At 44.2% G+C, this 14,446-nt stretch carries 10 protein-coding genes and 1 pseudogene; 8 read left to right on the forward strand and 3 right to left on the reverse strand.

The window, feature by feature from the left end; all coding sequences use genetic code 11:
- Window positions 1-181: 181 nt before the first annotated feature.
- The 8 genes from DXA54_RS16750 to DXA54_RS16785 all read left to right on the forward strand — a co-directional run bounded on the left by DXA54_RS16750 (window position 182) and on the right by DXA54_RS16785 (window position 12,791).
- Entirely contained in the window at window positions 182-1,228 is a 1,047-nt protein-coding gene (locus DXA54_RS16750; RefSeq protein WP_057281939.1) for an efflux RND transporter periplasmic adaptor subunit, read from the forward strand.
- On the forward strand, window positions 1,225-4,332 hold the full coding sequence (locus DXA54_RS16755; protein WP_207903511.1) for an efflux RND transporter permease subunit: 3,108 nt from the start codon (window positions 1,225-1,227) through the stop codon (window positions 4,330-4,332). The genes DXA54_RS16750 and DXA54_RS16755 overlap by 4 nt, the downstream gene beginning before the upstream one ends.
- Window position 4,333: 1 nt before the next feature.
- On the forward strand, window positions 4,334-5,614 hold the full coding sequence (locus DXA54_RS16760) for a TolC family protein (RefSeq protein WP_165863263.1): 1,281 nt from the start codon (window positions 4,334-4,336) through the stop codon (window positions 5,612-5,614).
- Entirely contained in the window at window positions 5,611-5,817 is a 207-nt protein-coding gene (locus DXA54_RS16765) for a winged helix-turn-helix domain-containing protein (RefSeq protein ID WP_117775564.1), read from the forward strand. Before DXA54_RS16760 ends, DXA54_RS16765 begins: the two co-directional genes overlap by 4 nt.
- A 265-nt stretch (window positions 5,818-6,082) precedes the next feature.
- Window positions 6,083-6,307, forward strand: a complete 225-nt coding sequence (locus DXA54_RS16770; RefSeq protein ID WP_117775567.1) for a hypothetical protein — start codon at window positions 6,083-6,085, stop codon at window positions 6,305-6,307.
- Between the two features lie 129 nt (window positions 6,308-6,436).
- On the forward strand, window positions 6,437-6,649 hold the full coding sequence (locus DXA54_RS28090; RefSeq protein WP_133304692.1) for a hypothetical protein: 213 nt from the start codon (window positions 6,437-6,439) through the stop codon (window positions 6,647-6,649).
- Between the two features lie 81 nt (window positions 6,650-6,730).
- Window positions 6,731-7,372 (forward strand): hypothetical protein, encoded by a 642-nt coding sequence (locus DXA54_RS16775; RefSeq protein WP_117775568.1) that lies wholly within the window; start codon window positions 6,731-6,733, stop codon window positions 7,370-7,372.
- A gap of 433 nt (window positions 7,373-7,805) precedes the next feature.
- On the forward strand, window positions 7,806-12,791 hold the full coding sequence (locus tag DXA54_RS16785; protein WP_120080100.1) for an N-6 DNA methylase: 4,986 nt from the start codon (window positions 7,806-7,808) through the stop codon (window positions 12,789-12,791).
- Between the two features lie 132 nt (window positions 12,792-12,923).
- On the opposite strand, the gene DXA54_RS16790 is transcribed toward DXA54_RS16785, so the two are convergent.
- The 3 genes and pseudogenes from DXA54_RS16790 to DXA54_RS16800 all read right to left on the reverse strand — a co-directional run.
- Entirely contained in the window at window positions 12,924-13,136 is a 213-nt protein-coding gene (locus DXA54_RS16790) for a hypothetical protein (protein WP_005807174.1), read from the reverse strand.
- Window positions 13,137-13,217: 81 nt separating this feature from the next.
- The gene (locus DXA54_RS16795) at window positions 13,218-14,039 is read right to left on the reverse strand and encodes a UvrD-helicase domain-containing protein (RefSeq protein WP_371682957.1); all 822 of its coding nucleotides are present in this window, start codon (window positions 14,037-14,039) and stop codon (window positions 13,218-13,220) included.
- Window positions 14,038-14,262: pseudogene (locus DXA54_RS16800) on the reverse strand (IS1380 family transposase); the annotation flags it as partial. The pseudogene DXA54_RS16800 and the gene DXA54_RS16795, both read right to left, overlap by 2 nt.
- Window positions 14,263-14,446: the final 184 nt, after the last annotated feature.

Raw genomic sequence — 14,446 nt, forward strand, 5'->3', positions numbered from 1 at the left:
TCAAAGAATTTCTTACTAATAGAACATTTTTGATGGAAAAACGAATATAATATTCCCTTATCCAGCAACTACTATTCTAAACCACATAGTAAAAAAGGGTTTTAGAACATTCCGCATGTGTAAATGGAAACGTGTTTCTCATTGGGTTTGATGAAATTTGCAAAAGCTAAAGTTTAAGACAATGAAAAGATTATTTATGTATTTGAGTGCGGGAATTATTATTCTTGCATCAGCCTCCTGTAAAACAGATTCAGGAAGAAAAGAAAGCTCTTCTGTACTGGTTAAAACATTAACAGTAGGAAATAAAGACAGCGTTGAGTATGTCAAATACTCTGGAGTTATAAATTCGGAGAAAGAAGTGACCATAGCTTTTAAGGTCAATGGCCAGATTGCATTCTTACCTGAAAATGAAGGAATGAGTTTCCGTAAAGGCAGTATTATAGCAACATTGGACAAGCATGATTTTGAAGTCCAGTATAATGCTGCAAAAGCTGTATTCGAACAATCGGAAAAAGAGACGAAACGCATACAAGCCTTGTTTGAGAATAACACAGTCTCTCCAAACGATTATGAGAAAGTCATTGCTGCAAACAAAGTGGCAGAGGCCAAGTTCAATGCTGCTGAAGATGCTTTGAGATACACGGAAATAAAAGCTCCATTTGACTGCTTTATATCAGATATTTTCAAAAACAGCGGAGAGATAGTTTCTGCCGGAATGCCCGTTTTGCTTCTGAAACAGGAAGGTGGGTACAAGGCGGACATAAGTATGGCATTAAAAGATTATAACAGATTGAAAAATCTTATATATGCAGAACTTGTGTGCGGTAATCTATCTACCGCAATAACATTAAAAGCCCAAAACCGCAATGCATCAAACGGACAACTATACAATGTTTCCTTTGACATACCATCAGAATTTTCCAAAGTCCTGTCAGTCGGTATGAATGTAGATATAAGATTAGCATATTCAAGCACAACCCCATCATTATCATTGCCTGCATCGGCTTTATTTCAGGATAAAGGGAACACATGCGTATGGAAGATCAATAATGGGAAGGCTGCTTGTACACCCGTTAAATTAATACGGATAGAAAGAGAAACGGCATTTGTAAGAGGGTTGGAACCTCACGACAGAATAGCCATAACCGGAATCCATAGTTTGTCTGAAGGGCAGACCGTGGAAGAAATGAAAGAAGTGTCATCAACCAATATAGGAGGAATGCTATGAAAAGTATGGCGGAATATGCCTTGGAAAACAAGGCCCTGATCAAGCTGTTTATAGCTTTCCTCGTTATCGGCGGTCTATGGTCTTTCTACTCCATGAGCAAAATGGAAGATCCGGAAATAACGGTCAAACAGGCTTTGGTCATGACTGTGTATCCTGGTGCAACTGCGCATCAGGTTGAACTTGAAGTGTCTGACAAGCTGGAAAAGGCAATACGTCAGATGGGAGATATAGACTATATTGAATCAAAATCACTGAACGACCTGTCTCTTATAAAGGTAGTTCTGAAAACAACTGTACCCAATGGCGAATTGGAACAAAAATGGGATATATTGAGAAAAAAGATTGTCGATGTTCATACCCAATTGCCTACCGGTGCCTCAGTACCAATGGTACTTGATGACTTCAGTGCTGTCTATGGAATGTTCTATACGTTAACGGCTGATGGTTTTTCAGACAGTGATATGATACGATACACAAATTTCATTCAGCGTGAACTTATTAACATAGAAGGTATAAGAAATGTCCAGATATATGGAACTGCAACACCTTGTATAAATATCAATATAGATAGTAAAGAAATGGCCCGTCTGGGAATTTCTCCAATTGAAATACTGATGACACTGCAAGATCAGAACAGGACAGTATATAGTGGCTTCTTTAATAGTGGCGATGAGCGTATGAAGGTTATGGTACCCGGAAACTTTCGAGATCTGGAAGATATTAGAAATCTGGTTCTGAAAGGTCATGACGGTAATACGTTCACTCTTGGAAATATAGCTGATATCGAGGAGGACTATGAGAAACCGCAGCGTAACAAAATGAAATATGACGGTAAAAGGGCTTATGGTATTGCAATAGCCATGGAATCAGGCTATGATATTCTAAAAATCGGAAATACTGTAACCGAAAAGATTGAAGAGCTGGAAAACGGACTTCCGTCAGGGTTCAAGTTCAACAAGGTTTTTTACCAGCCTGAGCGTGTAAGTGATGCCATTGATACATTTATTGTAAATCTTATAGAATCAGTACTTATCGTTATAGTTATTCTTATGCTTACCATGGGATTCAGAAGTGGTGTCATCATAGGAACAGGACTGGTAATTACAGTTTTGGGATCTTTTGTAGTCCTATATTTCTTTGATGGAACTCTTCAGAGAGTGTCTTTAGGGGCATTTATAGTTGCCATGGGTATGCTTGTGGATAACGCAATAGTGGTTGTGGATGGTATTTTGGTTGACAGTGCGCGTGGTATGAAAAAGCCTCAGTCACTTGTTCACACGGCTAATATCACGGCACGTCCGCTTTTGGGAGCTACCCTTATTGCTATCATAGCTTTTATGCCGGTTTCGCTGTCCCCGGATATGGCCGGAGAATATGCCCGCGACTTATTTATCGTATTGGCCGTATCTCTGCTTCTCAGCTGGATTCTGGCACTGGTACATGTCCCGATTCATTCAGAACATTATTTGAAGATTAAGACGGCAGATGACAATACAAATATTTTCAATACACCATTATACAGAAAATTTCGCGGTATGCTTACTTTCCTGCTGCATCATAAAGCCGGGACTATTATCGGAATTGTACTGCTGTTAATTGTCAGTGTTTGCTGTTTCAGTTTTTTACCACAGACATTTTTCCCGGATCTGACATACAACCAGATTTATATGGAATATAAGATGCCGGAGGGAACACGTATCGAGAAGGTTGAAAAAGATCTGGAAGAAATAGAGAGGTATCTCAAGACAAATCCGGCCATAACGCACGTAACCACATCTCTCGGAGGCACGCCGGCGAGATACAACCTTGTACGTTCAGTAGCTGATCCAAGTCTTCGATACGGAGAATTGATTATCGATTTCAAAAGCCATAAGGACATAGACAACTGTATGCAGGATTTACAGGAATATATGAACCGTCATTATCCTGATGCCTTTATCCGGCTAAAGAAATATAACACTATGTATATGGAATTTCCTATAGAAATTCTGGTCTCCGGCCCAGATCCGGGAGTTCTGAAGGAATTGAGAAACAAAATTCAGGATATTATGCGGGAGGAACCTTCTGCAATGCTTATTACAGATAATTGGGATGATCCAGTCATCAACATGGACATTAACTTCAACCAGCATAATGCCCGAAGAGCAGGACTTGGAAAAACAGATATTGGATTGTCATTGCTCTCAGTAACAGAGGGTATTCCTGTAGGTTCTTTATATGATGGCAGTATATTAAAAAATATTTACCTGAAGAACATAGGATATAACAGTCTCGAAGATGTTACTGTCAATTCTATGCTGCCTAATATTACTGCTGTGACAGAAGAGGAAAGTATCCAGCGAATGCTTATGGACCCTGAACGGAAACAGTTGTTGATAGACAGGTTGACATCCGGAAGGCCTGTTAAAGAAATATCGGACAGTATCAGCTTTGAATGGAAAGATCCAGTCGCCTACCGTTATAACGGACAGCGTGCTGTCATAGTCCAGTGTAATAATGCCTACGGATTTACCGCTGAAGATACACGCCTTGCTCTTGAAAAGAAAATTAATGAACGAATTGACTTCCCTGACGGCTATTCCATGAAATGGCTGGGTGAGTATAAGGCAAGTACAGATTCTAACAAGTATCTTTTCAGAAGTCTGCCCATAGCGGTCATATTCATGTTTGCGGTTTTGGTATTTCTATTCAGGGATTTCAAGAAACCGTTAATTATTTTTCTGTGTCTTCCGCTTGCATACATAGGTATTGTAATGGGCATTTTCGTCAGTGGAAAGCCTTTCAGTTTTGTTGCTGTTGTAGGAGCTTTGGGATTGATAGGTATGATGATAAAAAATGGAGTTGTACTTATAGATGAGATAGCTGCTCAGATCAAGACTGGCGTTGAGCCTGTTGAAGCCCTGTTGTCAGCCTCTTCATCCAGATTAAGACCGGTAATGATGGCTTCAGGAACTACTATCCTTGGTATGATACCTCTGATTTCAGATGCTATGTTTGGTCCTATGGCTGTAGCCATTATGGGAGGCCTTCTTGTTGGTACAATCATTACATTAATGATTATTCCTGTATTCTATGCTTTATTCTTCAATATTAAATGTGATTAAAATGAAAAGACTTTTATCAGGCATATTTATAATCCTGCTATCATCGTTCAGTTATGCTCAAAGAGTATTCACTCTTGATGACTGTTGCAGGATTGCGGTAGAGAACAATAAAAAGATGAAACTGTCAGATTTTTCGATAAAGCAGGCAGAACTTCAAGAAAAGAATGTGGTAGCAGGTTTTCTTCCGAAACTGTCCGCATCGGGAGGCTATCTTTATGCCAATAAGGATTTTTCGATGGAACTTGCCCCTTCTTTATCTGCGGCCCTTGATATAAGCAATACTTATTTTGCAGGTGTACAGCTTGAACAGCCAGTTTATATGGGTGGCAAAATTATTGCGGCAAGGAATATGTCGGAAATTGGCACAAATATGGCTGTACTGAACCGGAAAAAGAACGATTCCGAAATCCGTATAGAAACGGAAGAAGCATACTGGAATGTAATTAAGGCCAAGGAACTATATGAGGTTTCAATCAAATACAAGAACCTTGTGGAAGAGCTCTTTAATAATATTGAAAAGATGAATAAAACTGGTATGTCACCCAGAAATGAATTGCTCAAAGTACAGGTGAAACTGAACGAAGCCAATCTTTCCATGAAAAGAAGCGAAAATGCAATCAGACTGTCGAAAATGGCTTTATGTCATATAATGGGAATTCCTCTGAGTGATGATATTGAAATCTCAGGAACCATAGAATTTGAACCGGCAGTATTCCGAAATGATGAATTCATAATAGAAAACCGTTCTGAATATAAGTTGTTGTCTGAAAATATCAATCTGAAGAGAGAGCAGATAAAGTCTGTAAGAAGTGATTATTTGCCAAGAATAGGACTTGTAGCCGGATATAATTATATAGATGGAGTTAGAATGAACGGACATAAGTTTCTGAAAGATGACATATTTTCTGTAATGTTGGCTGTAAAGATTCCTCTTTTCCATTGGGGAGAAGGACACAGAAAAATAAAATCTGCAAAAATTGAATTGCAGAAAGCAGAGGTCATGCGGGATGAAATGATTGAAAAGATGCAATTGGAAGTTACAAGAAACTATAATATTCTGAATGAAGCTGAACTGGAGGTCGAACTTACTGAAAATGCTTTCAGTTATGCAGAGGAGAATTTGCAGGAAAGCAGCAAAAGCTTTGAAACAGGTATGGAAACATTGGCTAATTTTCTGGAAGCACAAGCCAGTTGGCAGAAAGCATATTTTGAGGTTATATCTGCAAAAACCAATTACCATATTGCAAAATCTAAATACTTAAATTCTATTGGTGGCTTATGAAATCAGATTCAATTGAAACAATAACAGCTGAAATAAAAAGGCTTCTATATAAAGAAAACAGGATAAGTATTAATGATATAATGAAAACAATTCATTATCCTCATGACATGGTACTTATCGCAATAGGTTATCTTTTACGTGAGGACAGTATATACTTTAATGAGCAGTATATGATTATTGAGTATAAAACATTTTATTTCTGATTTTAATTAGTGGATACTTATCCTTTTTCCTATGGGGCTTCCGTTCTCTTTTCGTCGGCGAATATAGGACGAAACGTATCAATGCCAAACCGCATTCCATTCGGATGACGAAAACAGACTGCTGCACAATCGGTTTTCTATCCGGATTTGGCTTATGATACCAGCTGCTTCATCCTCCTTATGCCTCAAAAAGTTGAATATCCAGCCCTCAGTTCAAAAAGAGGGAAATAAAAAACAGATTTTCAAACAATTAAAACGGAAAGAAATGAAAGAAGAAATCAGACAGGACGGCAGGACAATACTGTCAAGCGAAGACGGATACAGCATCCGTATGTTTTTCAATAATCTGAGTGGAAAGAACTTTTCCGGAAAGGAGTACCGAGACTATGTCAGAAACATAGCCTTCGGCGAAATGGGATTCAGACCGGGTACAATCGAATTCTATTGCGATGGAAAGAAAGTCAGGACAGGAACACTTCCCGAACCCTGAACAGCAGTCAGGACGGATATGCAGACAGCATATCCGTCTGTTTTTTTTAGCTCCGTATCACTTTTATATTCATGAGTTACCGCATTTTCCCTTTTTTCCCGGCAGGGCGGTTCCCTTTTGTACCGTCACATGTTCCGATTCATTTCCTGTTACGCCTCACATACGGTACTCATCACCGGCATTGATTTTCTTCGCGAATCTACTGGCCGGTCCGAATCGCAGATACCGCTATGCCAATCGGGTACGGATTTGACGGCAGCCTTCCGCAAATCGGAGATTTGGGTATTCCATAAAATCCGCAGCCGCTTTACCTGCTTTTGTCGTCCGCTTTTCCAGTCTTGATTGCTCGAAAATTCCAATCCCGGCATGAGAGTCCGAAGCGGCTCGAACCAAGGGAAATTAACAACTAAAAAAAATACAGGTATGGACACAACAGCAGCAACAATGCATCCGGCAGAAGAATATCTCCGTAACGAACAGAACCCACCGGTCTTGTATGTCAGAATTTACGGGGAGCGCAGGAAATTGTTTATCAACCGAGGCAGAGAGAACGTCGTCGGTATTATTGCGAAAGGCAAACGCAAGCATGGCTACATTTTTTCAGATTGGAGCCATATCGAAAAAATCTATTATCCGTCACAGGAAAAGGAAGACGAAAAGGATATGGACAGGAAAATGATTCTCAAATACCAGAAGCTCGCACGCCTTGCCACGCATACCAACGACTGGCTCCGCAAGATTGCAGCAGCAGACCTTGAGAAGTCCCTGTACGAAAACCGTATCACCACGGGAACGGCTATTGACGGAAAGTGCATCCGACTCTCCACGATTGAGAAGTATTGCGGAAGCTGGGACATGCAGCGGTTCCGCCAGGCCATGAAGAATAAGGAGAAATTCTCGACGCTTCGTTTCGACTTTTGCGGTTATGACGGTACGCTTTGGTGCGAGCCGCGGGACAATGGTGACATGGCTGCCGGATTCAGCAAGGAGTACCGGAATTGCGGCAACGGCTATTACTATCTGCTAATCAATGACGAGTTCATGATTGGTTACGATATTGACTGATAATCCACGGACAGACCTTACCGGGGGCCCCGGCAGGGTCTGTTCCGGCTTCGGTCTGCCGACGGCAAAGTCCCTTTTTATCGACGGCATTGCCATGCACCGTTCCTTTTTTACCTCAGATCTTCCTTTTCTATTTTTCCATCCGCCTGTTTTCAATCCTTTTCTATCCATCCCTCTTGTAGCTGCTCTTCCGTTCTCCGCCGTGCGACCTCGGGGGATTGGATTTTTCAGCAAAGGTAACCGCCGGTTTCCATTCCTGCCAATGCCGGCATTCTGCCCGTGGGGTCTCGGAAAAATCTTCCTCTCCGGCTGTCGAGCGTATTTTTCCTTACCGGCCATGGCGGATGTCCACCGCCACCTTTCAAGGCAGAAAAATAATCCCTGCGGCCGCAAACGGGCCGAAAAAAGGGAAATAAAAAAAATAGGTTAAATCATGGGTTACAACAAATTGACATCATTATCGGCCAACATCAAGGCCATAGAGACAGCAGTAGCTATCCACTCGCAGGGCAGGACAGCCACGCAAGAGGAAAAACAGGTATTGGCGCAGTATTCAGGTTTCGGCGGTATCAAGGATGTACTGGACTTGGGTACGGACAAGCCGCTTGACAAAGGGGTTGCCGGGCTTTTGAACCGTCTGCTGGATGCGTTAAGGACACTTGCAGGGGGTGACGAGGCAGCTTGCCGTTCACTTGTTGAAAGCATCAAGTCATCTGTATTGACAGCGTTCTATACGCCGCAATTCCTGATTGACGCAGTGGCGGCACAGATACACAAGACATTTTCTGCCAACGGCTTGCAGATGCAAAGTTTTCTTGAACCGAGCGCAGGCATCGGCGGTTTCCTGCCTGTAGCCATGCCCAGCACACGCAGCTATGCTTTTGAGAAAGACACCATTACAGGGCTTGTACTTTCGCTGCTGCATGAGGACGCAACCGCCGTAACGGCAGGGTTTGAAACGATAGGCACACAGGAGCTGGAGCATCGGAAATTCGATGTCATTGCTTCAAACATTCCTTTCGGCAACTTCCGTGTCTTCGATGCCGACCTGTGGAAAAAGGGCGGTATCTACGAACAGGCCACAAAGACCATTCATAACTATTTTTTTGTCAAAGCTATGGAACTGCTTTCCGAGGGCGGTCTGCTTGCCTTTGTCACTTCAAGAGGTGTGGCCGACACGGCAGGAAATAAGTTTGTACGTGAGTATCTGGTGAACCATGCCGACCTTGTCAGCGCAGTACGTTTGCCTGACGCTCTTTTCATGCAGACAAGCGGTATCGAGGTGGGCAGCGACCTGCTCATATTCCAGAAACATACCAATAAGGCGGCACTCTCCGCACGTGAACAGATGTTTTTGCAGGTGGGCAAAGAAATGTACGACATGAACGGAACGATGACCGAAAATGCCAACAGGCTGTTTTCCATGCCGAAGACCGTACTGGCGACCGACAGCCGTATTGTGATGAACCAGCACGGCAAATATGTACGCAAACACCAGTGGCTCGGCTCTGATGCGGCCATGGCACAATACCTTTCCGCACTTCTGAAATACGACTTTGACCGGTATTTCCGTAAAAACCTTTTCGGACAGCAGGGCGAAGCGTCCGTGCAGATGTCGCTGTTCGGGATGCAGGAGACGACCGCACTCTCCGTAAACAGAGGACGGAGAGCCTACACGGAAAAACTCGAGGACTGGATGAAAAGCGGTACATTGGTAATGTTCGAGGGGCAGATTGGTACGGTCGTGTTCCGCAAATCAAGCCACTATGCCGATGTGGCCGTGGATTTCGTTCCGGTGGACGAGGGAAAGGTCAATATGGAGCGTGCAGCCGACTATTTCCCTGTCCGTGAAGCGTATTTCATGCTTTCTGTCAGGGAAAGGGATCTGCAGACCGAACAGACGGCCATACGTGAGCGGCTGAACACGCTGTATGATGCCTTTGTAGCCAAATGGGGATTTTTCCATGAGAACGACAACAAGGAGTTTATCATGCTTGACAGCCTCGGTGTCGAGGTGTTCACTATCGAAATGCAGCTTGGCGGCGATATAGTCAAGGCCGACATCATGCGTGAGCCTGTGGCTTTCACGAAGATTACGACCGACCGTATTTTACAGCCGTCGGAAGCACTGGCAAGCAGCCTCAATTTCTACGGCAAGGTGGAAATGGACTACATCATGCGCTCTACCGGCCTGTCTGATGAAGATGTAATCGCAGCGTTGCAGGGCGAGATATTCTACAATCCTGTTACGGATGAATGGGAACACAAAGGCAAGTTCATTGCAGGCAACGTGATAGCTAAATGCACGGAATTTGTTTCCTGCATTCCCGACCTTTCGGAAAGGCAGCAGCAATGGACGGAAATATCCGTCAAGGCACTGGAGAACGCAACGCCCGAACCGATACCTTATGAAGAGTTGGATATCAATATGGGCGAGCGTTGGATTGACCCGCAGCTTTACGCCGACTTTGCGGCAGAACTTTTCGGGGTGGAAGCCGAAGTGATGTACTTTGATGTCAACGATACCTATGTAGTGCGTCTGAAAGGTTACTCCCCGGCAGCATACAACACCTATTCCGTGCGTAATTTCAACGGTGAAGACCTGTTTGTCCATGCCTTGCATGACACAGTGCCGGAGATAACCAAAGAAGTGTATCGCAACGGCGACAAGGTACGTGTGCCCGACGAGGAAGCCATTCAGGAAGCGGCCACCAAGATACAGGAAATCCGCAGCAATTTCAACCAGTGGCTCGATGCCCGTCCTCTGGAAGTCAGGGATGAACTGGTACGCACATACAACGAGCGTTTCAACTGCTATGTCCGTCCGGCCTATGACGGTTCGGCACAGACCTTTCCGCAGCTTTCCTTTGAGCAGTTCCCGTACAACGAACTCTACCCGTCGCAGAAAGACGCAATCTGGATGATTAAGCAGAACGGCGGCGGCATCTGCTGGCACGAAGTAGGCACAGGCAAAACCATGATTATGTGCGTCTCGGCCTATGAAATGAAGCGTCTGGGATTGGTACAGAAGCCTCTGATTATCGGCCTGAAAGCGAATGTACACGAAATTGCCGACACGTTCCGCAAGGCATACCCGAACGCAAAAGTCCTGTACCCGGGCAAGGAAGATTTCACACCGGCCAACCGCAAAGAGGTGTTTTCCAAAATCAAGAACAACAACTGGGATTGCATCATCCTGACGCACGACCAGTTCGCCAAGATACCGCAGTCCGAGGAAACCATGATAGAGATATTCACAGAAGAGCTTTACGATGTGGAGCGAAGCCTTGAAGTGTTGGAACAGTCCACCATGCGCTACCGTAGCCGCAAGATGCAGAAAGGGCTGGAAGTGAGACAGGAAAATTTGAAGGCGAAGCTGTCAGAGCTTCGTAAAAAGCTGGACGACCGCAAGGATGATACCGTGGACTTTCATTCAATGGGTATAGACCACATCTTTGTCGATGAATGCCACATGTTCAAGAACCTCATGTTCCAGACACGCCACAACAGGGTAGCAGGTATCGGCAATACAAAAGGCTCGCAAAGGGCGATGAACCTGCTGTTTGCCATCCGTGACATCCAGCACCGAACGGGCCGTGACCTTGGGGCGACTTTTTTGTCCGGTACGGTGGTGGTAAATGCGCTGACAGAGCTTTATGTGATGTTCAAGTATTTGCGCCCACGTGAACTCAAGCGTCAGCAGATTAGCTGTTTCGATGCCTGGGCGGCCATATTTACCAAAAAGACAGCCGACTATGAGCTGAACGTGACAGGGGCAATCAAGCGCAAGGAGCGTTTCCGCACTTATATCAAAGTGCCCGAACTGGCGATGTTCCTGCGTGAAATCACCGACTACCGTACAGCCGACATGATACATCTTGATGTGCCGGAGAAAAATGTCCGCTTCCTCTCTCATGCGCCGACAATCGAGCAGGAAGAAATGATCGGACGCCTCGTTTCCTTTGCCGGTAGTGGAAACTGGGAAGACCTCGGGCTTGATACGATCGAGCCGGACAACCTCGACAAGGCAAAGATGCTCATTGCTACCAATGTGGCACGCAAGATGGCTCTCGACATGCGCCTTTTGGGTGAGAAGTTCAGCGATGATGCAGGTAACAAGGCTTCCATCTGCGCCCGAACCATCTATGACTATTATGTACGCTCGGCGGCCAATAAGGGTACGCAGTTTGTCTTCAGTGACCTTTCCACTTACAAGCCGAACGAGTGGAACATCTATACCGACATCAAGGAGAAGCTGGTACGCCTCGGCATCCCGGCTGATGAAATCCAGTTTATCCAGTGCGCCACCACGGAGAGGGCAAGGAAACGCCTCTTTGAAGACATGAACAGCGGCAGGGTACGTGTCCTCTTCGGCTCTACGTCGATGCTCGGTACTGGGGTCAACGCCCAGCAGCGGGCTGTGGCGGTGCATCATCTGGAGATACCGTGGAGACCTGCCGACATGGAGCAGCGCAACGGTCGTGCGGTACGCAAGGGCAACACCGTGAAACTCTGGGGCGGTAACGTGGTGGACATAATCATCTATGGAACAGAGAAGACTTTGGATGCCTACAAGTTCAACCTGCTCAAAAACAAGCAGATGTTTATCAACCAGATAAACAACGGCACTATTGCCGTGCGCCGCATCGACGAGGACTGCATGGACGAGGACAGCGGAATGAACTTTGCCGAGTTCGTGGCTATCCTTTCAGGAAATACTGACCTTTTGAACAAGGCCAAGCTCGACAACAAAATCATGCAGCTGGAGAAAGAACAGGCCATATTCAAGAAAGAGCGCATCCGTGCGGAGCGTAAGATTGCGGCCAACACGGAAGCTGTCGGCAAGGCAGAGCGCATCGTGGCGCAGGTCGAGCAGGATATGGAGTATATCGCATCCTATAGCGGCAACAGGGAAACGCTGTTGCTCAATCTGCAGCAGGCTACCCGGGAAGAGACAGGCCGTGAACTGCACCGCATAGCCAAGACATACAGGGGCGAGGCTTACCGTACCATTGGCAGCTATATGGGGCTGAATCTGCTTGTCCGCAGCGAGTACACCCTTTCCGGCTCGTTCGACCGTAACGCTTTCTTTGTAGAGGGCGTAAGCGGACTGAAATACCGCTGTGGCGTGTCGGGAGCCCTGCCGTTGGGATTTGCCGAATCGGCACGATACCCGCAGGCCGCACTTGAAAGGATGCCGTCTTTGATAGAGAAGCAGCAGAAGCAGATAGCCATGCTACAGCACGAAATACCGACCTTGCAGGAAATCACCGCCCGGAAGTGGAGCAAGGCGGAAGAACTGGAGCGGTTGAAACAGGGATGTAAGGAATTGCAGCAGCGGATTGACGAGGCACTCAAGGAAGCCGAGCGTCCGCAGTCCGAAGTTCCCGAAGAAGAAAATACTGTCAGGGCTGCCTGACCGTGATTCATTGATTTAACCTTTTGCCTGTCCGGTCGTGATGATCGGGCAGGTTTTCCTGTGTTTCGTCCTGCCGGGGCCGGCTGGCTTTTGTAGGCTGGCATCTGCCTTTTTTATCCTCCTTTTCCCTTTTTATCGCCTCCCTTTATATCTGTCTTTCAATCCTTTTATATCTTTGTCCTTGCAGTCCGTCCTGACCTTCCGGCTTATTGTTCCGCGAAAGTAACGGATAACAGCTGCACCTTGCAAATCCTCACGGCCTGCGGTGGCCGACGGAAATCTTCCTTCTCGGGGAGAAGCGTATTTCTGTCGCCAGATTTGTCCGGTTGCCGTTATCACATTCATTTAAGAAATATATTTATTATCAATAAGTCTTTAATATAATAGTCGTGAAATAACAAAGCAATCAATTATAATTATTACATTTCAATCAGGGTTACTCCAAAATTGAAGTATAGATTCAGAAGGTAAACAAAAATCATCTGGTACAATTATCCCAATTGTAATTTCAGCTCTTGTTACAGCAACATATAGTTTTGCGCGTGTTTCATCAGCCAATTGTTTAGTTGTATTATTTATCCATGTCAACATGTTTTCTGTTGGATAAACTATAACATTAGGAAAATCCAAGCCTTTTACTTCTCCCATGTTATATCTCTGCTTAATATTTGGATGGATATTTTTCAAGGCTTTATTATTCCAAATTAGAGCAACTGGATTAAATCTATCTACATAGTTCCCAACATCACAGTTCTTAATTAATAGACAATGTTCTTGTTGAGAATTTTCTTTTACTGATTTCATTTCGGGATATTGTGGCATAATCAAACTTGCAAAATCACATATACATCTCGGACATCTATGTGATTTTACAAGAGTTGTTTCGTCTATAGTAACATAGCGCTTATTTTTTTTATTTACACAATCTTGGATAAATGAAGCTATGTCGCCAGAGTACTTTTTGTATTTAGATGATGTATGTGTTGAATATGTATGCTGGCGCGGATCTCCTGCAAATACGCAAGTTATACCTGTTCTTGTTAGTATCAACTTTATAATTTCATAATCATAGCCGACAAAATCTTGGCACTCATCAAAATACAAATAATCAAAAATCGAATTTAACCTTTCAGTAAGTTCCGAGGGATTTTTAAGATACAATTCATTTGCAAGTTCAGATAACTTATCACTAAATACTTTATGCTCTTCTGTTGTTAAATATTTTTTACGATAATTGTCTTTTTTAATGGTTCATCAAATGAGTAGTGACATCCTCAATGCATGAGCCACCACAGAAGTAGATACTCATGAGGGAACGGACGATTTCACTGTACTGATAACCGAACGAGCTACACCTTAGACCGAGTGTCGAGTCGATTACAGATGACAATGTGGAGTCAAATTGCTCCATGATTGAAAATATTCCTCCAAAAGGAGTGAGCTTCTCGGATTTTATTTGTATTTTTGCCATGCCTGATGAGGTTTTGTTTGATTATTTTTTTGCAACACTAAGTTAAGTGAATCCTCTGACATGGCAAAATCCTGAGCAACTTTTTGTTGCTCAGGTACTTAAAAAAAATATTTTATAATAGTGTTGCGGAATTAAGGATGACAAAAAAGAAATTGCCCGTTCGTTTTACGGGTCAGCACTTTAC

The sequence above is a fragment of the Bacteroides sp. OF03-11BH genome (assembly GCF_003604005.1).
Lineage (GTDB): Bacteria > Bacteroidota > Bacteroidia > Bacteroidales > Bacteroidaceae > Bacteroides > Bacteroides ovatus.

Excerpts from the sequence above, each read along its gene's own strand:
- DXA54_RS16785 (WP_120080100.1), top strand. The coding sequence starts at position 7,806 with ATGGGTTACAACAAATTGACATCATTATCGGCCAACATCAAGGCCATA.
- DXA54_RS16790 (WP_005807174.1), bottom strand. The coding sequence starts at position 13,136 with ATGAATGTGATAACGGCAACCGGACAAATCTGGCGACAGAAATACGCT.
- DXA54_RS28090 (WP_133304692.1), top strand. The coding sequence starts at position 6,437 with ATGTTCCGATTCATTTCCTGTTACGCCTCACATACGGTACTCATCACC.
- DXA54_RS16770 (WP_117775567.1), top strand. The coding sequence starts at position 6,083 with ATGAAAGAAGAAATCAGACAGGACGGCAGGACAATACTGTCAAGCGAA.
- DXA54_RS16765 (WP_117775564.1), top strand. The coding sequence starts at position 5,611 with ATGAAATCAGATTCAATTGAAACAATAACAGCTGAAATAAAAAGGCTT.
- DXA54_RS16750 (WP_057281939.1), top strand. The coding sequence starts at position 182 with ATGAAAAGATTATTTATGTATTTGAGTGCGGGAATTATTATTCTTGCA.
- DXA54_RS16760 (WP_165863263.1), top strand. The coding sequence starts at position 4,334 with ATGAAAAGACTTTTATCAGGCATATTTATAATCCTGCTATCATCGTTC.
- DXA54_RS16755 (WP_207903511.1), top strand. The coding sequence starts at position 1,225 with ATGAAAAGTATGGCGGAATATGCCTTGGAAAACAAGGCCCTGATCAAG.
- DXA54_RS16775 (WP_117775568.1), top strand. The coding sequence starts at position 6,731 with ATGGACACAACAGCAGCAACAATGCATCCGGCAGAAGAATATCTCCGT.